Origin of the sequence: Buttiauxella sp., from assembly GCF_049686335.1 — a bacterium.
GTDB lineage: Bacteria > Pseudomonadota > Gammaproteobacteria > Enterobacterales > Enterobacteriaceae > Buttiauxella.
On sequence record NZ_JBAVHX010000008.1, the window covers coordinates 163489 to 186185 of the forward strand.

The 22697-nt window shown below is 47.2% G+C and carries 22 protein-coding genes and 1 pseudogene; 11 read left to right on the plus strand and 12 right to left on the minus strand.

What is annotated here, in order from left to right; translation table 11 throughout:
- Positions 1–487: 487 nt before the first annotated feature.
- A complete protein-coding gene (gene wzz(fepE), locus WBL83_RS06075; RefSeq protein WP_424588304.1) occupies positions 488–1603 on the plus strand; it encodes an LPS O-antigen length regulator Wzz(fepE) in 1116 nt (371 codons plus the stop codon).
- Between the two features lie 59 nt (positions 1604–1662).
- Here wzz(fepE) and WBL83_RS06080 read toward each other — a convergent pair whose 3' ends face one another.
- Entirely contained in the window at positions 1663–1986 is a 324-nt protein-coding gene (locus WBL83_RS06080) for a cupin domain-containing protein (RefSeq protein ID WP_424588305.1), read from the minus strand.
- 165 nt (positions 1987–2151) lie between these two features.
- Here WBL83_RS06080 and WBL83_RS06085 point away from each other — a divergent pair, with 165 nt between their 5' ends.
- Both WBL83_RS06085 and WBL83_RS06090 read left to right on the plus strand, forming a co-directional pair.
- Positions 2152–2847, plus strand: a complete 696-nt coding sequence (locus WBL83_RS06085; protein WP_424588306.1) for an aspartate/glutamate racemase — start codon at positions 2152–2154, stop codon at positions 2845–2847.
- Between the two features lie 208 nt (positions 2848–3055).
- Entirely contained in the window at positions 3056–4219 is a 1164-nt protein-coding gene (locus WBL83_RS06090) for an MFS transporter (RefSeq protein WP_424588307.1), read from the plus strand.
- Position 4220: 1 nt separating this feature from the next.
- Here WBL83_RS06090 and WBL83_RS06095 read toward each other — a convergent pair whose 3' ends face one another.
- Positions 4221–5144 carry a LysR family transcriptional regulator gene (locus WBL83_RS06095; RefSeq protein WP_424588308.1) on the minus strand — a complete coding sequence of 308 codons (924 nt, stop codon included), beginning with the start codon at positions 5142–5144 and terminating at the stop codon, positions 4221–4223.
- A 112-nt stretch (positions 5145–5256) separates the two neighbouring features.
- Here WBL83_RS06095 and lysA point away from each other — a divergent pair, with 112 nt between their 5' ends.
- Positions 5257–6519, plus strand: coding sequence for a diaminopimelate decarboxylase (gene lysA / locus WBL83_RS06100; RefSeq protein WP_424588309.1), 1263 nt, complete (start codon positions 5257–5259; stop codon positions 6517–6519).
- Positions 6520–6640: 121 nt separating this feature from the next.
- Here the strand turns inward: lysA and WBL83_RS06105 are convergent, their stop codons facing one another.
- Positions 6641–7663, minus strand: a complete 1023-nt coding sequence (locus tag WBL83_RS06105) for a LacI family DNA-binding transcriptional regulator (RefSeq protein WP_424588310.1) — start codon at positions 7661–7663, stop codon at positions 6641–6643.
- A gap of 306 nt (positions 7664–7969) precedes the next feature.
- On the opposite strand from WBL83_RS06105, the gene WBL83_RS06110 reads away from it, so the two are divergent.
- The 4 genes from WBL83_RS06110 to WBL83_RS06125 all read left to right on the plus strand — a co-directional run bounded on the left by WBL83_RS06110 (position 7970) and on the right by WBL83_RS06125 (position 12149).
- Positions 7970–9307 (plus strand): PTS sugar transporter subunit IIC, encoded by a 1338-nt coding sequence (locus WBL83_RS06110; protein WP_424588311.1) that lies wholly within the window; start codon positions 7970–7972, stop codon positions 9305–9307.
- A gap of 7 nt (positions 9308–9314) precedes the next feature.
- Positions 9315–10742, plus strand: coding sequence for a glycoside hydrolase family 1 protein (locus WBL83_RS06115; protein ID WP_424588312.1), 1428 nt, complete (start codon positions 9315–9317; stop codon positions 10740–10742).
- 187 nt (positions 10743–10929) lie between these two features.
- A complete protein-coding gene (locus WBL83_RS06120) occupies positions 10930–11703 on the plus strand; it encodes a GntR family transcriptional regulator (RefSeq protein ID WP_424588313.1) in 774 nt (257 codons plus the stop codon).
- Positions 11700–12149, plus strand: a complete 450-nt coding sequence (locus tag WBL83_RS06125) for a GNAT family N-acetyltransferase (protein ID WP_424588314.1) — start codon at positions 11700–11702, stop codon at positions 12147–12149. Before WBL83_RS06120 ends, WBL83_RS06125 begins: the two co-directional genes overlap by 4 nt.
- 19 nt (positions 12150–12168) lie before the next feature.
- Here the strand turns inward: WBL83_RS06125 and WBL83_RS06130 are convergent, their stop codons facing one another.
- The 5 genes from WBL83_RS06130 to WBL83_RS06150 form a co-directional block, all read right to left on the minus strand.
- Positions 12169–12618, minus strand: coding sequence for a hypothetical protein (locus WBL83_RS06130; protein ID WP_424588315.1), 450 nt, complete (start codon positions 12616–12618; stop codon positions 12169–12171).
- Positions 12615–13055 carry a DUF1240 domain-containing protein gene (locus WBL83_RS06135; RefSeq protein ID WP_424588316.1) on the minus strand — a complete coding sequence of 147 codons (441 nt, stop codon included), beginning with the start codon at positions 13053–13055 and terminating at the stop codon, positions 12615–12617. Before WBL83_RS06135 ends, WBL83_RS06130 begins: the two co-directional genes overlap by 4 nt.
- A gap of 277 nt (positions 13056–13332) precedes the next feature.
- Positions 13333–13782 carry a hypothetical protein gene (locus WBL83_RS06140; RefSeq protein WP_424588317.1) on the minus strand — a complete coding sequence of 150 codons (450 nt, stop codon included), beginning with the start codon at positions 13780–13782 and terminating at the stop codon, positions 13333–13335.
- 15 nt (positions 13783–13797) lie between these two features.
- The gene (locus WBL83_RS06145) at positions 13798–14658 is read right to left on the minus strand and encodes a hypothetical protein (protein WP_424588318.1); all 861 of its coding nucleotides are present in this window, start codon (positions 14656–14658) and stop codon (positions 13798–13800) included.
- 30 nt (positions 14659–14688) lie between these two features.
- On the minus strand, positions 14689–15168 hold the full coding sequence (locus WBL83_RS06150; RefSeq protein ID WP_424588319.1) for an Hcp family type VI secretion system effector: 480 nt from the start codon (positions 15166–15168) through the stop codon (positions 14689–14691).
- Positions 15169–15383: 215 nt separating this feature from the next.
- Between WBL83_RS06150 and WBL83_RS06155 the strand changes: the two are divergent.
- Positions 15384–15698, plus strand: a pseudogene (locus tag WBL83_RS06155) (GntR family transcriptional regulator); the annotation flags it as partial.
- A gap of 202 nt (positions 15699–15900) precedes the next feature.
- On the opposite strand, the gene WBL83_RS06160 reads toward WBL83_RS06155, so the two are convergent.
- From WBL83_RS06160 to galR, 4 genes are all read right to left on the minus strand, one after another.
- Positions 15901–16344: a hypothetical protein gene (locus WBL83_RS06160; protein ID WP_424588320.1), complete on the minus strand. Its 444-nt coding sequence runs from the start codon at positions 16342–16344 to the stop codon at positions 15901–15903.
- A 2-nt stretch (positions 16345–16346) separates the two neighbouring features.
- Positions 16347–17219, minus strand: coding sequence for a hypothetical protein (locus WBL83_RS06165; RefSeq protein ID WP_424588321.1), 873 nt, complete (start codon positions 17217–17219; stop codon positions 16347–16349).
- A 30-nt stretch (positions 17220–17249) separates the two neighbouring features.
- Positions 17250–17480 (minus strand): type VI secretion system tube protein TssD, encoded by a 231-nt coding sequence (tssD, locus tag WBL83_RS06170; protein ID WP_424588322.1) that lies wholly within the window; start codon positions 17478–17480, stop codon positions 17250–17252.
- Between the two features lie 160 nt (positions 17481–17640).
- Complete coding sequence (gene galR, locus WBL83_RS06175) at positions 17641–18648, minus strand: HTH-type transcriptional regulator GalR (RefSeq protein ID WP_424588323.1); 1008 nt, start codon at positions 18646–18648, stop codon at positions 17641–17643.
- A gap of 684 nt (positions 18649–19332) precedes the next feature.
- On the opposite strand from galR, the gene aas reads away from it, so the two are divergent.
- Together aas and lplT are read left to right on the plus strand one after the other, a co-directional pair.
- Positions 19333–21492 carry a bifunctional acyl-ACP--phospholipid O-acyltransferase/long-chain-fatty-acid--ACP ligase gene (gene aas, locus WBL83_RS06180; RefSeq protein ID WP_424588324.1) on the plus strand — a complete coding sequence of 720 codons (2160 nt, stop codon included), beginning with the start codon at positions 19333–19335 and terminating at the stop codon, positions 21490–21492.
- A complete protein-coding gene (lplT, locus tag WBL83_RS06185; protein ID WP_424588325.1) occupies positions 21485–22681 on the plus strand; it encodes a lysophospholipid transporter LplT in 1197 nt (398 codons plus the stop codon). The genes aas and lplT overlap by 8 nt, the downstream gene beginning before the upstream one ends.
- The last annotated feature ends 16 nt before the right edge of the window (positions 22682–22697 follow it).

Genomic DNA, 22697 nt, shown 5'->3' on the forward strand with positions numbered 1-22697 from the left:
CATGCGAACCGTGGTTCCTGATTTGTAAAACAGCGTTTTAAATAATCTTATTACTATTTGTAACCGAGTCATTCTATTCATTACGGAAATGTGATCGAAGTCGAAACGCTGTTTTGGTTTTGTGAAATGGGCGAGGTTTTAAGCGATGGGCGAGACGAATGACATTTTACTTAAGGTTAAAAGGTAGGATTTGTTAGTTGTCTTTAAGAAAATTCTTAGGAATAATGACGTTTCATTGAAGAGAATTACCTTTAATTACAAAGTTATAGGCTTGTTTTGGTGGTGTTACTTGCTTGTAAGAATATTCCTCGAAACATGTTGTTATTAGCGAAAACGACAGTCCAGAGGGAAATGCTATGCAGTCTTCTCATGATTTAAAAACAAACCTGTTCCGCCTTCTCTTTCTGTCGGGTAAACGCTGTTTTTACTTCCCGCTGCGTTGAAGTAACGCGAGTCTTTTTGTTAATCATTTAAAAATTGGCCAGTTATGTCTTCTAAAGAAATGAAAATTAATGGTTTAGAAAGTGTCTCTCCATACCCGATTATGACACCGGGTAATAATGAGATTGATCTTCTGGACTTGTTCTTCACACTTTTTGCAGCAAGAAAACAGATAATTATTATCACGTTACTGTTTTCTCTATGTGGATTGGCCGTCAGTTTTCTGTTGCCACAAAAATGGACCAGCCAGGCGATTGTTACCCCACCTGAAACTGAAGAGATTATTGGATTACATCGTGCGATGGTGAATCTGACTGTTCTTGGCGTAGAAACCAATCTCGATGCTGGTAGCTTGTATCATTCGTTTTTAGAGAAGTTTGAGTCGCAGGAACTTCGCGAACAATTTCTTGCTCAATCTCCTTATGTGCAGGCACTGGCGAAAAATAGCGATGTCGATAAGAGTGAATTATATAAAGCCATCGTTAGCGTCTCGCAAAAATTCACGGCTATGGATAATAGTGACCCTAAAAAAACCAACAATTTACCTTATACCTCCTGGACTTTGAATTTTACCGCGCCTGATGCCACTGATGCCCAACAAGTGCTGCAAAATTACATTAAGTTTATCGCCACTGAGGTGAATAAAGATCTCATTTCAAGCGTTAAAAATGCCCTTGAATTAAAAATAGCCTTTGAAAAAGACAAATTGGCATTAGATCGAAACAACCTGGAAAATCAACATAATATCAATATTGAACGGTTGGGTTACTCATTACAGGTAGCCAATGCGGCGGGTCTAAAAAATCCGGTATACAGCAATGGACAGGCAGTAAAAGATGATCCTGATTACTCAGTTTCTCTCGGAGCAAATGGGTTAACCGAAAAGCTCAAGATTGAAAAGTCGATTAAAGATGTGGCGCAGTTGAATGTCTCGGTGCAAAACCGTGAACACGTTCTTAGCGCATTAGAAGCGGTAAATTTGGGAAAGATTGATTTCACGCCTTACAAATTCCAGATGCAGCCTTCGTTACCGGTTAAAAAAGATGGTGTGGGTAAGGGCCTGATTATCGTGCTGGCTGCGTTGATTGGCTTGATCGTGTCGGCGGGAGCGGTGCTGATCCGTGGCGCTATGGCATCTCGTGTAGATATAAAAGAGATGTAATTTAAGGTTTTCTGCTATTAACGGCCTCTTCCAAAACCAGGAAGAAGCCGTTTTTTCGCTTACTTCAGGAAATCTTCACGCACTGGAGTGAAGGTATCCAGCAGTGTTCCCGCAGCAAGGCATACACAACCGTGCATCACGTGGGGTTCTTTATACAAGGTGTCGCCTGCGGTCACCCGGTGGGTTTCTTCACCGATAGTGAACTCAAATTCGCCCGACAGCACATACGTTAACTGCTCATGAGGGTGATTATGCATCGGGCCGATGGCCCCTTTTTCAAAGTTAACCTGCACCGCCATCATTTTACCGTCGTGCGCCAGAATACGGCGGCTCACGCCCGCACCTAAATCTTCCAGATGAGTATCTTTAATAAAAGTGAACATTTCTTGATCCTTTGTTATGTGAAACATCGTTTCATTTAAATAATCGTATCCTGAAATATGCCTTTGCGATAGTTCGTGCCGGAGTTTTGTAATGCTGATCACGCTTTCGTTTTTCGACATCTCTCTGATATAACCATTGAAATGAAATTAATCCGGTAACGCGTAATGAAAACAATTGGCCTGCTAGGTGGGATGAGTTGGGAATCGACCATTCCCTATTATCGTTTGATTAATGAAGGGATTAAGCAGCGATTAGGTGGATTACATTCGGCAAAAATCGTGCTGCACAGCGTCGACTTCCATGAGATAGAAGCTTGTCAGGCCAGTGGTGAATGGGATTTAGCCGGCGATATGCTGGCGCAAGCGGCGCTCGGCCTGCAAAAAGCGGGTGCTGAAGGCATCGTACTGTGTACCAACACGATGCACAAAGTGGCGCATCACATTGAGTCACGTTGCTCGCTGCCGTTCTTACATATCGCTGATGCGACGGGGCGCGCTATCACCGCGCAAAAGGTACAGCGCGTCGCACTGCTGGGTACGCGTTACACCATGGAGCAGGATTTCTACCGCGGTCGCCTGAATGCCGAATTCGCCATTGAATCGTTAATCCCGGACCAGGAACAGCGTTTGCGGATTAACCAGATTATCTTCGAAGAACTGTGCCTCGGGAAAATCACCGCCGAGTCTAAGCACTATTATCAGCAGGTGATTGAGCAATTGCAGGGACAGGGCGCGCAGGGGGTGATTTTTGGTTGTACGGAAATCGGCTTGCTGCTCAATCAACAAGATTGTCCGCTTCCGGTCTTTGATACTGCGGCAATTCATGCCGCCGATGCAGTAAATTTCATGTTGGAAGAGTAGTCTTTTTTTTATTTTAAAGTTCAAATAGTTAATCGATAAAACAGAGTATCCTTAGCGCACGCCGGGTCACCCCCGGCGTTTTTTGTGTTATTAATTTGTTAAGCAGCGCACAGTTTTTCAAACAAGCTGCACCTCTGACATCCCCGTAATCTGGCGGTTGAGCGGCGCTCTCCCGCCTTTTGTTATTTCTGCAACCTGGAGTCATTCCATGCCTGTTTCCTTACTCGCGCTGGCGATGAGTGCGTTTGCCATCGGCACGACGGAGTTCGTTATTATGGGCCTGCTGCCCGATGTGGCGGGGGATCTGGCGATTTCTATTCCCTCGGCGGGTTGGCTGATTAGCGGCTACGCACTCGGGGTGGCAATCGGCGCACCGATCATGGCGTTACTGACGGCACGACTGCCGCGCAAACTTTCTCTGATACTGCTGATGGTGATTTTTATCATCGGAAACATCCTGTGTGCGCTGGCGCTGAATTACCAATTCCTGATGCTGGCTCGCATTATTACGGCGCTGTGCCACGGTGCATTCTTCGGTATTGGTGCGGTGGTGGCCGCAAGTCTGGTCGCGCCAAATCGCAAAGCGTCGGCGGTGGCGTTGATGTTCACCGGCCTGACATTAGCCAATGTATTGGGCGTGCCGATTGGCACCTGGTTTGGGCAGATGTATGGCTGGCGCTCGACCTTCTGGGGCGTGGCGATCATCGGTGTGGTGGCGTTCGTGGCGTTGATTGTCAGCTTACCTTCGCAAAAAGAGGAGACGCCTACAGACCTGAAACGCGAAGTCAGCGCACTGGCCAATGGCAAATTGTGGCTCTCTCTTTCTATGACCGTGTTTTTTGCCGCCGCGATGTTTGCCCTGTTTAGTTATATTGCACCGATGCTGCTACAGGTCACGGGAGTGACGCATCAGGGCGTGAGCTGGACGCTGTTCCTGATTGGCGCGGGTTTAACGGTGGGGAATATTCTCGGTGGGCGTCTGGCCGACTGGCGCGTTTCTTTCAGTTTGATCCTGAGTTTTAGCCTGATAGCACTCTTCTCGTTGCTGTTCCGCTGGACCAGCCATGGTATGTGGCTTGCGGAAATCACGCTGTTTCTCTGGGCGATGGCGGCATTTGCCACCGTTCCTGCCCTGCAAATCAACGTTGTGCTTCACGGCAAAGATGCGCCGAATCTGGTCTCCACGCTCAACATTGCCGCTTTTAATGTTGGTAATGCGTTAGGCGCGTGGGTGGGGGGCGCAGTCATAGCCCACGGATACGGCCTCACCGCCGTTCCGGTAGCGGCGGCAGGGCTTGCCGTTATCGGGCTGATTATTTGCCTGATTAACTTCAGTAATGGCACCGGGCATCAACAACCTGCGACCGAATAATTCAGGCATCAAGCAGCGTATCCAGCGGCTTGATGTAGATTTGCATACTGTTTTGTAGATGTTCGCTAAACGCGCTGACGAGCGCGGAAGCAGGCCGGTGCAGCGGCCTGATAAGGCTCACGGTAAACGGCACGGCGACGCTAAAGCGCCGTGCCACCACGCCACTCGAAGCATAATCCAGTGCAGTCAAAGGATTGACTACTGACACTCCCACTCCAGCCCGAACCATCGCGCAAACCGACGCCGCACTGTGGGTTTCCATCACCATCCGCCGCTTAACATCGTGCTCCTGAAACAGCGAATCCAGAAGCTGACGATAGCTGTCGGTGCGCGACAGGCTGATGTAGTTTTCCCCGGCGAAATCTTGTGGCGTAAGCACTTTCTTATCCGCAAGGCGATGCCCGGCAGGCAGCACGCAGACTTCGTTGAGCGTCAGCAAGGTCTGGCGCTCCGTACCGGCGGGCGTTACCGTATTTTCGGTCAAGCCTAAATCGTGACGTTGCGCGGACAGCCACTCCTCTAACAACGGAGATTCTTGCGGCACAATATTCAGGCTTAACTCCGGGTATCTCGCCAGAAACGGCTGAATTAAAACCGGCAGGAAAGATTGCGAAAATACCGGTAGGCAGGCAATAGACAGTTCACCCTGGCGGAACTCACGCAAGCTTTCAGCGGCACTGATAATTCTGTCCAGCCCGTACCAGGAACGCTGTACCTCTTCAAAAAGCCGCAAACCCTGAACCGTGGGATGGAGTCGTCCGCGACTGCGTTCGAACAGTTGCAGACCAATCAGCTTCTCAAACCTCGCCAGTTCCCGGCTGACCGTCGGTTGCGAAGTATGTAGCAGCCCTGCGGCTTCGGTGAGATTTCCGGCGGTCATGACTGCATGGAAAATTTCGATATGGCGTAAGGTAATTGAGGGCATGATTATCTCCTTTATCCATATCATATATGAATAGACTTGCGAGAAATCGATATTTTTTCTTCATCTCACTCTATGGCGTAATGAAGAAAATGAAAGATTGCCGGAGCTCGTCATGCCACGCCTATTGAATAACACCAACACTGCTTTGAACGCGCAAAATCTGCTGGCCCTGCCTGCGGAATTTGGTTGCCCGGTCTGGGTTTACGATGCGGATATTATTCGCCAGCAGATTGCCCAGCTGCGCCAGTTTGATGTGATTCGTTTTGCCCAAAAGGCATGCTCGAATATTCATATTTTGCGTCTGATGCGCGAGCAGGGCGTGAAGGTCGATTCAGTATCTCAGGGCGAAATTGAGCGTGCCCTGGCAGCGGGGTATCAGCCGCTGGAAAATCAGGACGACATCGTCTTTACCGCCGATATGATTGACAAGCCAACCCTTGCGCTGGTGGCCGAACAGCAAATTCCGGTGAATGCCGGGTCCGTTGATATGTTGCAGCAGCTTGGCGAAGTATCGCCGGGGCATCGCGTATGGTTGCGCGTCAATCCGGGCTTTGGTCACGGCCACAGCCAGAAAACCAATACCGGTGGCGAAAATAGCAAACATGGCATCTGGCATGCGGATTTACCGCAGGCGCTGGAGGTTATTCAGCGCTACAAACTGCATTTAGTCGGCATTCATATGCACATTGGTTCCGGTGTTGATTACGGTCACCTGGAGCGTGTTTGTGGCGCAATGGTGCAACAGGTGATTGATTTTGGTCAGGATCTGGAAGCGATCTCAGCGGGCGGTGGTTTGTCGATTCCTTATCGCGAAGGCGAAGAGACGATCGATACCGATCACTATTACGGCCTGTGGAACGCCGCGCGTGAAAAAATTGCTGAGCGCCTGGGACATCCGGTAAAACTTGAGATTGAACCGGGCCGTTTCCTGGTTGCGGAGTCGGGTGTGCTGGTGGCGGAGGTTCGTTCGGTTAAAAATATGGGGTCGCGTCACTTTGTGCTGATTGACGCCGGGTTTAACGATTTGATGCGTCCTTCGATGTATGGCAGCTATCACCATATTTCTGCTTTGGCGGGAGACGGGCGTGAACTGGCGGCTCAGCCTTTAGTTGAGACCGTGGTGGCGGGGCCGTTGTGTGAGTCGGGCGATGTGTTTACCCAGCAAGAAGGCGGCAAAGTGGAAACTCGCAACTTACCGCCGGTGCAGGTCGGGGACTATCTGGTGCTGCACGATACGGGCGCGTATGGCGCATCTATGTCGTCTAACTACAACAGCCGCCCGTTGCTCCCTGAAGTGTTGTTTGATAATGGCCAGGCGCGGCTGATTCGCCGTCGCCAGACTATTCAGGAGTTGCTGGATTTAGAATTGTTCTGATTTCGTGGTTATGTCGGATGACGCTGCGCTTATCCGACCTGGGAAAAGCTATTGAACGGTGCATGCGACGTTCGAAAAAATTATCCAGGGTGGATAAGCGCAGCGTCATCCACCATTTTTTTCAAAGCTCACGTGGCTCGTAATACGGCCCTGGCGCCACTGACTCTCGCAACACCAGCTTGCCAACAAACGGAGGGATCGCTTCGATCGCTTCGCCGTTTGCCAGTTTTACTGCCTGATCAATCGCGGTGGTGATCATGCTATCGATAGGTAAATAAACACTCGATAATCCAGGCTCCAGCCACTGCGCGCTCGGCGCATCATCAAAACCAAACAACGAAATATCCTGCGGTATCCGCACGCCTGCCTGATGCAGCGCTTTTGACGCCCCAAGCGCCATGTCGTCGTTACAGGCGAATAGCGCGGTAAATGACACGCGGCTTTCGAGTAAATCCTGGCACAGCTTGTGGCCGAGAGTCATCGTCGAATCACCGTATTTGACGCGGTCTTCGTTGAAGGCAATGCCATGTTTTTGCAGTGCTTTGCGATAACCCATTAATCGTGCCTGACCGGTAGGCGTAGAAATCGGCACCGTAATACAGGCAATATCGCGATGCCCTTGCTGGATTAAATAATCGGTCGCCTTAAATGCGGCATCCTGTTGTTCAAAGAAAACACAGCGATCCCGTGCCTGACTGACATCTCGGTTAATCACCACCAGCGGCACTTTTATGCTGCTCATAAGGGAAAGCAACGTCCGCTCATTCATAAAGCGGGTGTATAGCACGATGGCATCACAGTGACGGTCAACCAACATCTGGACGGCTTCGAGCTCTTTTTGAGGTGTATCGTGACCGTCAGTGACAATCAGTTGCTTACCCCATGCTTCAGTCTGACGCGAGGCTTGCTGTAGCAAGCGGCCAAAGTAAAACCCATCAAAAGTCGACACCACCAGACCCACGCTATTGCTGCTGCGATTCGCAAGGGAGCGCGCCAGGAAATTAGGCCGATAGCCCAACTCTTCCATGGCGTTAAAAACCTGCTCGCGGGTGCTCTCTTTAACCTGTCCAATTCCATTGAGCACGCGGGATACCGTTGCTTTGGAAACGCCTGCGCGTAGCGCGACATCCAGCATAGTGACCATCAATTCATTCCTGATTAAGACGCTTGCAGCGTGGTCGCATAATTTCGCTAGTTTACCATGCTGAGATTGTGAAACATCGGGCTTGCGGCTTCGTTATGTCACGGATCACGCTTTTCAATAATTCACGCCACTTATCATTATTTGGTATACCAAAATAATGGAATTGGTCGCCATTGGAATTCCAATATAACAACTTGGGACATTTATCACGGAAATGTTAAGAGGTTGGTTCTATTTTTGGTATACCAAATCGTTAGTTATCCATCGCCCTTAATAATAAAAAACGACATAACTGAGGTATACCCTATGGCATTGCAGGAAAAATTAATCGACTCTCTGGGGAGTTTCGCGACTAAATTCAACAGCTACCGCTACATCATGGCGATTAAGGCATCGTTCATCACCCTGATGCCAGTCATCATTGTCGGGGCATTTTCGGTACTGATTTCAAATATGGTGTTGGACCCTAAAAACGGCCTCGCCAGCTTTTCTGCATTGTCATTTCTCGCGCAATTAAAGCCAATTACCGCGGCGATTAACTACGCCACACTTAACTTCCTCAACATTGGCGCGGTCTTTCTGATTGGTATCGAACTGGGGCGCATTAACGGAATTAAAAGCCTGTTCCCCGGTTTACTGGCGGTTATCTGCTTTATTTGCGTGACGCCAACCACCATCGAAATGATGGTCGATGGGCAGATGCACATGGTGAAAGACATTCTGGCACGCCAGTTCTCTGACACTCGCAGCCTGTTCCTCGGCATGTTTATCGCTATTTTGTCGGTTGAAGTTTACTGCTGGCTGGAAAAACGCGAAGGGCTGAAGATAAAGATGCCCGACACGGTTCCACCCAATGTTTCCGCTTCGTTCTCAGCGCTGATCCCATCAATTATTACCGTCACAGCTATTGCGACCTTTGGCTTTATTTTCCACCAAACTACCGGCATGTATCTGTATGACGCGGTGTATCAGGTGGTGCAGCAGCCGCTGGAAAAAGTGGTGCAAAGTCTGCCTGGCATTCTGTTACTGATGTTTGTCGCACAGCTTTTCTGGGTTATTGGTATTCACGGTAACCAGATGATTAAACCTATCCGCGAGCCGCTGCTGCTGGGTGCGATAACCGTCAACATGAGCGCGTTTGAGCAGGGTAAAGAGATCCCCAATATCATCACCATGCCTTTCTGGGATGTGTACATGAGCATTGGCGGCTCGGGTTTAACTATCGGCCTGCTGATTGCGGTGATGATCGCGACTAAACGCAAAGAAATGAAAGAGATAGCGAAGCTCTCTTTTGGGCCGGGGATCTTCAACATTAACGAACCGGTGATTTTTGGTATGCCGATTATGCTGAATCCAATTTTGGCTATTCCTTTCATCATCACTCCGTTAGTCACCGGAACGATTGGGTATTTCGCCACGGCAATGGGTTTTGCAGGCAAAGCGGTCGTCATGGTGCCGTGGACCACGCCGCCTTTGATTAACGCCTGGCTTTCCACTGCGGGTTCTATGGGGGCGGTCGTGACGCAGTTGGGCTGCATTCTGGTTTCCGTGCTGATTTACCTGCCGTTTGTGAAAATTGCCTCTCGCCGTGCTGAACAGGCGCAATTACAGGCCGAACAGCAACAACTAGCCAAAAACGTGTGAGGAAGGCATGAGCAACGTAAAAGTCACCATTCCAAAAGATTTTATTCTCGGCGCAGCGGCTTCGGCGTGGCAAACCGAAGGCTGGAGCGGCAAAAAAGAAGGGCAGGATTCCTGGCTCGATGCCTGGTACAAAAACGACAGACATGTCTGGCACGAAGGGTATGGTCCGGCAGTCGCTACCGATTTCATTAATCGTTACCGCGAAGACGTGGGGCTGATGAAACAGGCGGGGCTGACGCACTATCGCACGTCGATAAACTGGTCGCGTTATTTCACCGATTACGAAAATGGCATCGTCGATGAAGAGTACGCTCAGTACTACGATAATCTTATCGATGAAATGCTGCGTACTGGCATTGAGCCCATGATCTGCCTTGAACACTATGAGTTGCCCGCCACGCTATTTGAAAACTATGGCGGCTGGGCGTCGAAGAAAGTGGTCGAACTGTTTGTGTTATATGCGGAAAAAGTCTTTGCCCGCTACGCCCATAAGGTGAAGCGTTGGTTTACTTTTAACGAGCCCATTGTGGTGCAAACCCGCGTTTATCTTGACGCATTACGCTGGCCATACGAGCAAAACACGCATAAATGGATGCAATGGAATCACCATAAAAACCTCGCTACGGCGAAAGTGGTGAAACTGTTCCGCGAGAAAGGTTATAGCGGGACTGTCGGCTGTATTCTCAACCCGGAAGTCACTTATGCGCGATCCAGTGCGGCACACGATCAACAATCCGCGCAGATTTACGATCTGTTCTACAACCGCGTTTTTTTAGATCCTTTAGTGCACGGTGAATATCCGCAACAGCTGATTGAACTGCTTGAAAAACATCATGTGCAGTGGGATTACACGGCACAAGAACTGGCGATCATTCGTGAAAATACGGTCGATGAACTGGGTATCAATCTTTACTACCCGCACCGGGTGAAAGCGCCGTCACGGGCGTGGAATCCGGAAACACCTTTCCATCCCGCTTATTACTACGAACCTTTTGAATTGCCAGGACGGCGGATGAACAAGTCGCGTGGCTGGGAGATTTATCCGCGCATTGTTTACGACATGGCGATGCGGATTAAAACCGCGTACCGCAATATCCCGTGGTTTGTGGCGGAGAGCGGCATGGGAACGGAAAACGAAGCGCAATTCCGCAATACAGATGGCGTGATTGAAGATGATTATCGTATTGCGTTTATTAGTGAACATTTGTTCCAAACGCTGAAGGCTCGCGAAGATGGCGCAAATTGCCAGGGCTACATGTTGTGGGCGTTTACCGACAACGTTTCGCCGATGAATGCGTTCAAAAACCGCTACGGTCTGATTGAAATCAACCTGCAAAATAACCGCGAGCGTCGGGCGAAAAAATCGGCCCATTGGTATCGTGCGCTGAGCGAGTCCCGAATCTTACAGCTCGACATTGATGATGAATGGAAATAGTCACTGATAAAGATCGCTAAATCGGTTTTGTAGGTGGATAAGCGTTAGCATCATCCAACATTTGCGCTAGTGCTGTCTGATGACGCTGCGCTTATCCGACCTGGTCGGTAGATTAATTTGATAAGCTAGCGGGAATAAATCAGCGCCAAAACGATGGCGCTGAGAATCAACACATGCGGGTGATATTGTGGACAAGGTAGTACTTTCGCCAGAAAAAAAACAATACCAGGAAATTGGTGAGGACCTGCGCGCACAAATTATGCAGGGATTGTATCCAGTCGGTTCACGCTTGCCGCCTGAACGTAATATTGCTGAAAAATATGGCGTTAGCCGCACGATTGTTCGTGAAGCGTTGCTGATGCTCGAGTTACAAGGCACGGTTGATATTCGCCAGGGCTCTGGAGTGTATGTCAGTCGTGTTCCGGCAGAAAACGAAGCGGAAGAAGAGGCCTTTTTCAGCAGCGACATTGGCCCGTTTGAAATGCTCCAGGCGCGTCAGCTACTCGAAAGCAATATTGCGGCGTTTGCCGCAAAAATGGCGACCAAAGCCGACATCGACAATCTCAAACGTATCCTTGAACAGGAACAGCGAGCCATTGCGATAAACGATCTTAGCCAGGATAACTGCAAAATGTTTCATCTGGTCTTGGCAGGTGCTTCGCAAAACCAGATGTTGCTGGCGACGGTGGAAAGTATCTGGCGTCATCTTGATAGCAGCCCGATGTGGCAGAAATTACGGGCAAATATTGATACCCGTAGCTATCGTCTGAAATGGCTGGGTGACCTGCAAACGATACTGGCGGCTCTGCGTCGTCGTGATGTTATGGGTTCCTGGCAGGCGATGTGGCAGCATTTAGAAAACGTCAAAAACAGTCTGCTCGAGCAATCTGATTCCGATGCGCCGGATTTTGATGGTTATCTATTTGAGTCGGTTCCCATCTTCCAGGGGAAACTGATGTGAAAATTTTACCACTGCACGCGGTGCCGCAATATGCTGAGCAGGTTACTGACTGGATATGGCAAGCGTTTGGCACTCCTGACAGCCGGGACTTTTTCGCTTCGATTGTGGCGACCAGCCAGCGGGAAGGGCAGTTACCCCTAACTTTTGTGGCGGTTGAAGGTGAGAAGCTGGTCGGAACGGTTGGGTTATGGCGCTGCGATTTAATCAGCCGCCAGGATTTGTATCCGTGGTTAGCCGCTTTATATATTAGTGAAAACCAGCGTGGACGTGGGTTTGGGGCAAAGCTGCAAGAACACGTTATTGATTACGCCCGGAGGCTGGGATATCCCCAGCTTTATCTCTATTCCGCCTGCAAAGACTATTACGAGCGTTTTGGCTGGGAGTATATCGGCGACGGGCTGGATTACCCGGATAAGGTTGTGCATTTGTATCGGTTTGCGCTTTAAATATTTCCCCGCACACAAATTAAGGTTTAGAAACAATAGTTTTACAGAGTTCGGGCTTACTGGCGTAATACAGTCCAGGAACATCTCCTTCCCCGTCACATAACGTGTAATCTAACGCCATCAATCCCAGCGGGACTAACCAGGACATACACATGAAAAATACGAAACATGCAAGGCTAAATAATCCCCAGATAGTACCAATGAGCGTTCCTTTTTTTAGTCGCTCAACGCCTTTTTGCAAAATTGTTCGGAAGGAGAAAAAGAATACGTAAATGTAAATTGGTATCCCTCCAATGGCGGTAATTACCTTCCCATTGTATATTATAATATTATCGAGAGTAATTATTGAGTAAAGACGATATTCCTCAATAAAAAATATAGTGGAGTATATCATAGCCAATGATACAGCCATTAAAAACACCCCTGCAAATTTAAAACCTACCCAATGTAATTTAGTATATGGTCTCATTTATTTTCTATCATCATGCAAAGTTGCGGATCAGTAACATAGTACACTCTGAGTTTATCCTCATGACATGAAGTGTAATGTAACATTAATAACACAATAGGAATGAGAAAAGATGCGACTAGCCCTAATGCAAATGATAATATACAGAATAGCCCCCACGCCTCTCCAATGATAGTTCCTTTTTTTAAAGGGGCAATCCCTTTATTTAAAACTGTACGGAGAGCAAAAAAGAATATGTAAATAAGAATAGGTGTGCCACTAAGGCTAATAATAATTTTTCCATTATATGTTATGATATCACCAAGTGTAATTAATGAATTGATGTCATAAAATTTATAGAGATAAGCGACCAGGTAAATGAGGGCTATACTGACCATCATAAGAAATATTCCTGCAAATTTAAATAACAACCAGCGCATGGTGGTGTATTCTTTCATAATTAATATCCTCTGCCAGGTAGTGGGGTTGAAAATGGAGATAGGTGTTGGTAGTCCCACTGACTCATTTTTTGTTGCTCATTTAATGCCTGTTGTATTTTATGTTTTTTGCCTGAAGTTAACCTGGTATTACATCCATAAGACATAATATATTCATTATAGTATTCATTATTTCCAGACGCTTTGAATCTATCCCAATTGTCTGTGATTCCAGACAATGATATCGCAGGATAAATGGAACATCACTTGATAGTTTTCGGTTTTTAGTTTTCATGAATTAAGGATTCGCAATAATTGTTTTACAGAGTTCGGGCTTACTGGCGTAATACAGTCCAGGAACATCTCCTTCCTCGTCGCATAACGTGTAATCTAACGCCATCAATCCCAGAGGGACGATCCAGGACATACACATGAAAAATACGAAACATGCAAGACTAAACAATCCCCAGATAGTACCAATGAGCGTTCCTTTTTTTAGTCGCTCAACGCCTTTTTGCAAAATTGTTCGGAAGGAGAAAAAGAATGCGTAAATATAAACCGGTATTCCTCCAAGGGCGGTAATTACCTTCCCATTATATATTATAATATTATCGAGAGTAATCATTGAATAGAGTTGATATTCTGGGATTAAACGTGCAGTTAAGTATATAAATGCTAGCATTGATATCATTAAAAAAATACCTGCAAACTTGAATCCCAACCATTGTAGTCTGGTATGTTTTTTCATTTTTAAATCCCCCTTTCAGTCAAGTGATTTAAAAAAAGGAGAAAGATGTTGATAATCCCATTCACTCATTTTTCGTTGCTCATTTAGTGCATTGCGCATTTTATTCTTTAGATCTTCTGATAAACCCAGTTCACTATCTAGTGTGTTTAAATTTATGTTTAAAATTACACCGCCGACTATAATAACAGCAGCAGTAAGAACAACCGGAAAGCTGAAAAATGTCATCACCCCGCCAACAATCCCAATCACTACACTTGAAACAATTATTTTTGCTACATCCATTGTAATATCAACCAGAAAATCAACAAGGTGATAATCAGACTTAAATATAAGTTCAATCACACGAAAGGCTAAAGATGCATAAACACAGAACTTTGTTCCTTTTATAAGAGCAGACCCAAAGCCACGCATACCAATAGCCATTTCAAGCATTTGCGGGTTTGTCGCTCCGTAACGGGTGCCAGTCAATATGCGGCGCAGACCAGCATGGCCTGTGATCTTAATATATGACTTGCCGTTAATTATGTACTCTACTGCATTTATTTTTAGGCACTTAAAGTTAAAGACTAATTTTCCCGCAGGGTTGTAGTAAGTTGTTAATTTGCTGAGGGTGCGAAACCCGTCCAGGCCATCTTTAATATTTCCAGGCCCTAGTTTGTAGGAGAAGAAGTAATCTAACCCGCCAAGTAACTCATCTGTTATCCCCTGTGCCTCTTCTATAGTTAGCAACATGATGTATCGGCTTTCGGTAATAAAATCACCATTGATAGCCGCCATATCACGCAGCACTGGATTCATACTTGGATAGGTTTGAAATTGATGCCCGTCGCGCAAGTAATCTTGCCGTTTTTGATGGGGATCTCTTAATTCAGACATGATAACTCCCTTGTTTATCAAAATTGATATTTAAAAAACGCGATCATTCCACAAGCTGTACGCACTAGTCCCGGCATCACAATGTTCCCAGGTTATCGTTTCATAGCTGAAGGTGACTTTTTCCTGGGGTTCGGCACCATTATCCAGAAGATTGTGAGGCACAAGGAATTCAATATGCGAAACTCTGGCACCGGTTAGTTTGACTTTATAATACAGGTTATTCATTCCTACTCGGTTGGTACGATATAAATCGAGATCGCAAACCAGCATTTCATTATCATTTATTGCCTTGGCTAATAGAGGTGAGGATTTATCAATAGGCTTAATGATCACCATTTCATGATGATTGACATTTTGAGCACGGGACATCGAATGAGTGACGGCAAAAACCATAATCTGGTCAAGATGAGCGACTTGCGCTTTGTTACCAATAGAATCTAATGATGAGCATCCGGCAGAGATCAGTCCCTGTGTTTTGCCATTAATGGTTAGATAGGCTAAGTTTGACATATTATTCCTTTAATATTATTGATATGATTTATATAATAATGGTTTGTGTGTTGATTAACCTAAAATATTGGTCTCAATATAAATAAAAAGCAATAATAATATTCTGGAGAATATTGTTACTTTATTTAAATATGCTATATCTTTTATTGATTAATATTTTGTTTGGTATTTATATTGCGAATGGATAAATGGTTTGTTGTTTTTAGCCAGATATAATTATGCGGGAATTGTATCCAGTCGGTTCACGCTTGCCGCCTGAACGTTATATTGCTGAAAAATATGGCGTTAGCCGGACGATTGTTCGTGAAGCGTTGCTGATGCTCGAGTTACAAGGCACGGTTGATATTCGCCAGGGCTCTGGGGTGTATGTCACTCGTGTTTCGGCAGAAAACGAAGCGGAAGAAGAGGCCTTTTTCAGCAGCGATATTGGCCCGTATGAAATGCTCCAGGCGCGTCAGCTACTCGAAAGCAATATTGCGGCGTTTGCCGCAGAAATGGCGACCAAAGCCGACATTGATGAGCACCAGCGTGGGCGCGGACCTGGCGCAAAACTACAAGAACACGTTATCATTTACGCCCGCACGCTGGGCTACCCACAACTTTATTTCTACTCTGCCTGTAAAGACTACTACGAGCGATTTGGCTGGCAGTCCATCGGTGTCGGGCTGGATTAGCCGAATAAAGCGCTTCATCTCTATCGATACTCGCTTTAAAACACGACACCAAAGAAAGTCATTTCTTATGAATTATGGTCGTACAAAGTTGCGGATCAGTAACATAGTACACTCTGAGTTTATCCTCATGGCATGAAGTGTAATGTAACATCAATAACACAATAGGGATTAGATAGGATGCGATTAGCCCTAAGGCAAAAGAGAATATGCTAAATACCCCCCAAATCTGTCCAATTACCGTTCCTTTTTTTAGAGGTGCAATTCCTTTATTTAAAACTGTACGGAGTGCAAAAAAGAACATGTAGATAACCATAGGTATGCCCCCAAAGCAGATAATAACTCTTCCATTGTATGTTATGATATCACCGAGTCTAATTAATGAATTGATGTCATAAAACTTATAGAAATAAGCCACCAGATAAATGAGGGCCATACTGGCCATCATAAGAAATATCCCTGCAAATTTAAATAATAACCAGCGCAAGGTTGTGTTTTCTTTCATGCTTAATATCCTCTGCCGGGTAGTGGGGTTGAAAATGGAGATAAGTGTTGGTAGTCCCAGGAACTCATTTTTTGTTGCTCATTTAATGCCTGTTGTATTTTATTTTTGAGTTCTGCAGAAAACCCCAACTCATGATCCAGAATGTTAAGCCCTATATTCAGTGAAATACCTATAAATATTACAAGAATGGCCGTGCCAACTATTGGTGCACTAATCACTGTAAATATGCCACCAACAATCCCAATCACAACACTTGAAACAATTATTTTTGCTACGTCCATTGTAATATCAACCAGGAAATCTTTTAGGTGATAATCAGATTTAAATATAAATTCAATCACACGAAAGGCTAAAGAGGCATAAATACAAAACTTTGTTCCTTTTATAAGAGCGGTTCCAAAACCACGCATCCCAATTGCCAATTCAAGCATTTGTGGGTTTGTTGCCCCATAACGGGTGCCTGTCAGTATGCGACGCAGGCCAGCATGGCCTGTGATTTTGATATATGCCTTGCCATTAATTACATACTCTACAGCTTTTATTTTTAGACACTTAAAGTTAAAGACTAATTTTCCAGTAGGGCTGTAGTAAGTGGTTAATTTGCTGAGGGTGCGAAACCCGTCCAGGCCATCTTTAATATTTCCTGGCCCTAGTTTGTAGGAGAAGAAGTAATCTAACCCGCCAAGTAACTCATCTGACACCCCCTGTGCCTCTTCTATAGTTAGCAACATGATGTATCGACTCTCAGTAATAAAGCTGTCGTTAATTGCAGCCATATCACGCAACACTGGATTCATACTTGGATAGGTTTGAAATTGATACCCGTCGCGTAGGTAATCTTGCCGTTTTTGATGGGGGTCTCTTAATTCAGACATGATAACTTCCTTGTTTATCAAAATTGATATTTAAAAAACGCGATCATTCCACAAGCTGTACGCACTAGTCCCGGCATCACAATGTTCCCAGGTTATCGTTTCATAGCTGAAGGTGACTTTTTCCTGGGATTCGGCACTATTATCCAGAAGATTTTGAGGCACAATGAATTCAATATGCGAAACTCTGGCACCGGTTAGTTTGACTTTATAATACAGGTTATTCATTCCTACTCGGTTGGTACGATGGAATCTTGGTCTCAATATAAATAAAAAGCAATAATAATATTCTGGAGAATATTGTTACTTTAATTATGTATGCTATGTCTTTTATTGATTAATATTTTGTTTGGTATTTATATTGCGAATGGATAAATGGTTTGTTGTTTTTAGCCAGATATATTATCTGGCTGGTTTTATTTGTTTACTCGCCAGAATATGCAATCACCGAATGTCGACGTACAAGGGTTGGGCTAAACATATGCGTGATTTCGGGTAATTCACGATTTTCTGCCAGTGCCAGCGCTAATTCAGCGGCTTGAGCGGCCATGGTGATGATGGGATAACGAACCGTGGTCAGGCGCGGGCGTACATAGCGTGAAATCAGTACATCATCAAAGCCAATCAGCGATATCTCTTTGGGTACATCAATACCGTTGTCGTTTAGAACGCCCATCGCCCCAGCGGCCATGGAGTCGTTATAACAAGCCACCGCGCTGAAATGTCTTCCGCGACCTAACAACTCGGTCATTGCCTGTTCGCCACCACTTTCGTCGGGTTCGCCGTAAGTGACCAACCGGTCATTGACCGCTATTCCGTGTTCAGTGAGTGCGTCGTAATAACCCTGTAGACGGTCTTCCGCATCTGAAATCTGGTGGTTGGAACAGAGGTAACCAATTTTGGTATGGCCTTGTTGAATCAGATGGCGCGTTGCAAGCCAGGCTCCATAGCGGTCATCGAGCGCCACACAGCGCTGCTCGTAGCCCGGAATAATACGGTTGATAACCACCATGCCTGGCATTTGTTTCATTAACGAAATCAATTCGCTATCAGGGATTTTCTTTGCATGCACTACCAGTGCTGCACAGCGATGGCGAATAAGTTGCTCAATCGCCTGACGTTCTTTTTGTTCGTTATGATAACCGTTGCCGATCAGCAAAAAGTTGCCAGTGCGATAGGCCACTTGTTCGACCGCTTTCACCATGGCGCCAAAAAAGGGGTCGGAAACATCACCCACAATCAGGCCAATTGTTTCAGTGGTTTGTTGGGCAAGTGCTCGGGCATTAGCGTTGGGATGGTAATTAAGTTCTTCCATCGCGCTGTTCACAGCCTGACGTGACGCATCGCTGGCTTTAGGGGAATCATTAATGACACGAGATACCGTGGCGACAGAAACGCCTGCCAGTTTTGCTACATCCTTTATTGTCGCCATCGAAATTGTTCCTGAGTGGGTAAGCGTTTACACAATTTTAAGTGTTACGGAAAAGGCGCGCTACTTCAAGGGCGCAACTGTAGTCGCCGTCGCAAACTAAAGCGAAATGCGGCCATTTTTAGTGTAATCGTTACACTTATATTACCGTGATATTCAAGCGCAGCGGCAGCAGCGGGCATGCTATGGATTTTTAAAGATTTCAGCCTAAATCTTTGCTTACAGTTTGCATCGCGCTGTTGCTATTTCACGATGGCGAAAACTCACAACCCACTGCTACATTTGAAGTCCCAGAGGTATTGATAGGTGATGTCAGCAACTAATGCTGATCACATGAATTACACCAACCTGCGCGGATGCGCAGGTTTTTTTTGCCCAAAATTCCTCAGCCTGTAACAGGAAAAGAGGTTTTAAACACCTGGTTGCACTTTCCGCTAATTCCCTTGCTTTTTCTCACTGGTGAGCCATCCCAGAGTGCGTCACAATTCAAATCCCAGAGGTATTGATTGGTGAGAATTCAAGGTACGTTGTTAAGTACAATTCTTTTGCACCAACCTGCGCAGATGCGCAGGTTTTTTTTTGCCTTTTTTCTGCCCCAGTCTCCCTCTCGCACCATCCCGATGACTCGTGTAATCTGCTGCAACTACACTCAAGTGTCTGCACTGACTCACGACAAAGGGAGTTGCTATGCTATTTGGTTTTTTCCGTACGCTATTTCGTATTTTGTTCAGGGTACGACTTTATGGCGATCATCAAGTTCTCTCCCAATCGCGCGTTCTTATCGTCCCCAATCACGTTTCCTTTATTGACGGGATTTTGTTAGCGCTATTTTTACCGGTACGCCCGGTTTTCGCGGTCTACTCCTCTATTAGCCAGCAGTGGTACATCCGTTGGCTGAAATCACTGATTGATTTTGTGCCGCTTGATCCCACAAAACCGATGTCGATTAAACATCTGGTGCGTCTGGTTGAGCAGGGCCGTCCGGTGGTTATCTTCCCGGAAGGGCGTATCTCGGTGACCGGTTCGTTGATGAAAATCTATGAAGGGGCGGGATTTGTCGCCGCTAAATCAAATGCGACCGTGATTCCGATTCGTATTGATGGCGCTGAACTGACATTTTTTAGCCGCCTGAAAGGCCTGGTGAAACGTCGTTTATTCCCTCGTATCAGCCTGCATATTCTACCGCCGACCTCGGTTCCGATGCCGGATGCACCCCGCGCGCGCGATCGGCGCAAAATGGCCGGAGAAATGCTACATCAGATTATGATGGAAGCGCGTATGGCGGTGCGTCCCCGTGAGACGTTGTTTGAGGCACTACTCGCCGCGCAGTATCGTTATGGCGAACGCAAAAACTGCGTTGAAGACATTAATTTCAAACCCGACACTTACCGTAGTTTGCTGACCAAAACACTGTTTGTCGGACGCATTCTGAATAAATACACTGCCCCTGGCGAAACGATTGGCCTGATGTTGCCGAATGCGGCCATCAGTGCTGCGGTAATTTTTGGTGCGTCTTCGCGCGGACGCATTCCGGCGATGATGAACTACACCGCAGGTGTGAAAGGACTAACCAGCGCGATCACCGCCGCGCAACTCAAAACCATTTTCACCTCCCGCCAGTTTCTCGACAAAGGCAAGTTATGGCATCTGCCGGAGCAACTCACGCAAGTGCGCTGGGTGTTTCTGGAAGATTTAAAAGCCGAGGTGACGCTTGCGGATAAACTCTGGATTTTCAGTCGTTTATTGATGCCGCGCCTGGCACAGGTTAAACAGCAGCCGGAAGACGCAGCGATGGTATTATTTACATCCGGTTCGGAAGGCAATCCAAAAGGTGTGGTGCACAGCCATAAAAGTTTGCTGGCGAACGTCGAGCAAATTCGTACTATCGCGGACTTCACCGCCAACGACCGCTTTATGTCGGCGCTGCCGCTGTTCCATTCATTTGGTCTGACGGTCGGCCTGTTTACTCCGTTGCTCACCGGCGCCGAAGTGTTCCTCTATCCAAGCCCGCTGCATTATCGCATTGTGCCGGAACTGGTTTATGACCGTAACTGCACCGTGTTGTTTGGCACCTCGACCTTCCTCGGTAACTATGCTCGTTTCGCCAATCCATATGACTTCTATCGTCTGCGCTACGTGGTGGCAGGGGCGGAAAAGCTCCAGGAAAGCACGAAGCAGCTTTGGCAGGATAAATTTGGCCTGCGTATTCTGGAAGGTTATGGCGTGACGGAATGTGCGCCAGTGGTCTCCATTAACGTCCCGATGGCGGCAAAAGTCGGCACTGTCGGGCGTATTTTGCCAGCCATGGATGCGCGTCTGATGGCGGTTCCCGGGATTGAAGATGGTGGTCGCCTGCAACTGAAAGGGCCGAATATTATGAAAGGCTACCTGCGTGTCGAAAACCCAGGCGTGCTGGAAGCGCCGGGTGCTGAAAATGCTCAAGGTGAAGTGGAGCCGGGTTGGTATGACACCGGGGATATAGTCAAATTTGATGAGCACGGTTTTTGTGTGATTCAGGGGCGCGCCAAACGCTTTGCCAAAATTGCCGGTGAAATGGTTTCGCTGGAGATGGTCGAGCAACTCGCGCTGGGGGTATCGCCTGAGAAAATGCATGCAACCGTTATCAAAACTGATGCGGCAAAAGGTGAAGCACTGGTGATGTACACCACCGATAACGAACTCAATCGCGAAAAACTGCTGCAATATGCTCGCTCCAATGGCGTGCCTGAGCTGGCGATACCTCGAGACATCCGCTTCCTGAAACAGCTCCCTGTGTTAGGCAGTGGGAAACCTGATTTTGTCAGCCTAAAAACGCTGGTGGACCAACCGGAGACAGAGAATGCGTGATAGTGCCGTGAACGATCCCTCCATTTGGTCAAGGGGCATGATGGCTGTCACCTGTGCGCAGTTTTTATCGGCGTTTGGTGACAATGCTTTGCTGTTTGCCACACTGGCGGTACTGAAGCAGCAGTTCTATCCCGACTGGAGCCAGCCTGTTCTGCAGATGGTGTTTGTTGGCGCTTACATCCTATTTGCTCCGTTTGTCGGCCAGGTGGCGGATAGCTTTGCTAAAGGGCGAGTAATGATGTTTGCCAACAGCCTGAAACTCATCGGCGCGGCGGTCATCTGTTTTGGACTCAATCCGTTTATCGGTTACACGTTGGTGGGAATTGGCGCGGCGACGTATTCACCTGCTAAATATGGGATCCTTGGAGAGCTCACCACCGGCGATCGTCTGGTAAAGGCAAACGGCCTGATGGAGTCATCGACTATTGCCGCCATTCTGCTGGGATCTATGGCCGGTGGTGTGCTGGCCGACTGGCATATCATTGCTGCACTTAGCGTCTGTGTCCTGGTATATGCCGGAGCAGTTGTCGCGAATATTTTCATTCCGAAACTTGCCCCAGCCCGTCCTGGGCAGTCCTGGCGTTTTACCCCTATGACTCGCAGTTTCTTCAGCGCTTGCCGTACACTTTGGCAAAATGGTGAAACTCGCTTCTCGTTAGTTGGCACCAGTTTGTTTTGGGGGGCGGGTGTGACGTTGCGTTTCTTACTGGTTTTGTGGGTGCCGGTGGCACTGGGAATTACCGATAACGCGACGCCAACTTATCTGAATGCCATGGTTGCGGTGGGTATTGTGGTGGGCGCGGGAGCGGCGGCAAAACTGGTGACGCTCAAAACCGTGGCACGGTGTATGCCTGCCGGTATTTTGATTGGCATTGGCGTCTTGTTATTTGCCATGCAAAACGCACTGCTCCCGTCTTACGGATTATTGGTGCTGATTGGCATCATGGGCGGCTTTTTCGTTGTTCCACTCAATGCGTTACTTCAGGAACGGGGTAAACATTCGGTGGGTGCGGGGAATGCGATTGCCGTGCAGAACCTCGGTGAAAATGCGGCGATGCTGCTGATGTTGGGGCTTTACTCGCTGGCAGTTAAAACCGGTGCGCCGATTGTCGGCATTGGCATTGGTTTTGGGGCGGTATTTGCGCTGGCTATTGGCGGCTTGTGGATTTGGCAGATACGTCAAAAATAGACAGAATTCCCCTCTC